This is a genomic window from Maribacter sp. ACAM166 (assembly GCF_005771495.1).
Lineage (GTDB): Bacteria > Bacteroidota > Bacteroidia > Flavobacteriales > Flavobacteriaceae > Maribacter.
On the sequence record NZ_VAUW01000093.1, the window covers coordinates 1 to 1,423 of the forward strand.

A 1,423-nucleotide genomic window follows, 5' to 3' on the forward strand; every position below is an offset into this window, starting at 1 on the left:
CTTTACAGCTTTAGACATACCTACATTACCAAACTCTATCGTAAGTTGCTTAAAGACACCTCTCCTTTCGCAGCAAAAAGTAACTTAATGCTTATAACCGGTCATAAGTCCATGTCGGCATTGGAAAAATATTTAAGGGATATCGATGCAGAATTGGCGAAAGATTATTCGGACCTTTTAAAATAATTACACATGGCCCTGGAAAAAACACTTCAAGATTTAATTATAAAGCTCAATAGGCCGCTGCTTTTCTTTGTTCCAATGAGTCTTATTCCCAAGGGTGAAATGGAAGGATTGGACGCTATAGAATTGGAGGCATTTTTTGACAACGTTGTTCTTTACAGTACTGATGGCCAGATTAATGAAATAGGTTCTGGTTCAGATTATATTCAATTGTTTGAAAAGCCATATTTATTTGAAAAAAATATTCTACGATTAATAGATGAACAAGCGGGTTTAAACCCTTCACAATTCGCTGGGTTAATGGAAAAATATATACTACACCTCCGCTTTTTTGTATTCATAACTAAATGGATGGACGAACACATTAGCGAACATTGTGATATTAGTGAAAATTTGAAAACCTATTTCGAGTTTCAAAAAAATGCATACCTAAACCATAAGCAGGAAATAGAAACTAAATTCAGTTTAAAAATAATCACTGATCTATCTTCTAGTCAAATTCTGACCTATCTTAAAAAAGATACTCCACCCAGTCTTTATGACCTCTTGAATAGAGAAGAAAAATCACAGGTGACAACGAAGTTAGCAACCACTAAAAGTCAAAAAAAACCTAATACTGACAAGCAAATTTTGATTACGGATAAGGAAGCAAGAAGTTTTCTGTTGGAAACTGTTTTTAATCTTGAAGGTTGATTTCACGCTTTTCCTGGAATCGTTCAAACTAACTATTAGTTTTGTAAATTATCAAATCTTTGTACCCTTGATGCATAAATTAGTTATTATACGTTAAACAAACGTACATTTAACGCTAAATGGATACAAAATACTACACTTGCCGTTATTGTCATGAAGAGTTCCTTCCAAAAAGAAGGCATGTCCAAAAGTTTTGTAGTGCTAGCTGTAGGTCAAAAGACCATCACCAAAAGAATAAAACTCCTGTACTAAAGCCTACAACTACAAGTGCTACTTCAATAAATAAGATTGATAAAATGAGTGCTGCAGCAATCGGTAATTCAACTGCTGGCACCCTTGCTGCAGATGCATTGAAATTTGCGTTTACAAAGCACAATGATAAACCTGCAACTAAAGGAGATATTCTAGCTTTAAAGAGCAAAATTCAGCGTTATCAAAAAATAATCAATATGCAAATGAGACCAGATGGGGCCATTCCCCACTTTGATATGGAGACAAAAAACGTAGTGTATTTAAAACATAATATGCTTTCTAGATAGCATATTAT

Annotated in this window: 2 protein-coding genes and 1 pseudogene; all 3 read left to right on the forward strand. The window is 33.9% G+C overall.

Going from position 1 to position 1,423, the window contains the following annotated elements; all coding sequences use genetic code 11:
- Nucleotides 1–186: pseudogene (locus tag ES765_RS21470) on the forward strand (site-specific integrase); the annotation flags it as partial.
- A 6-nt stretch (nucleotides 187–192) separates the two neighbouring features.
- Nucleotides 193–876 carry a hypothetical protein gene (locus ES765_RS21475; protein ID WP_138116581.1) on the forward strand — a complete coding sequence of 228 codons (684 nt, stop codon included), beginning with the start codon at nucleotides 193–195 and terminating at the stop codon, nucleotides 874–876.
- Nucleotides 877–995: 119 nt separating this feature from the next.
- A complete protein-coding gene (locus ES765_RS21480) occupies nucleotides 996–1,415 on the forward strand; it encodes a hypothetical protein (RefSeq protein WP_138116583.1) in 420 nt (139 codons plus the stop codon).
- Nucleotides 1,416–1,423 lie beyond the last annotated feature (8 nt).

Bases quoted from the DNA above. Each gene is read 5' to 3' on its own strand.
- ES765_RS21475 (WP_138116581.1), top strand. From the start codon at position 193: ATGGCCCTGGAAAAAACACTTCAAGATTTAATTATAAAGCTCAATAGG.
- ES765_RS21480 (WP_138116583.1), top strand. From the start codon at position 996: ATGGATACAAAATACTACACTTGCCGTTATTGTCATGAAGAGTTCCTT.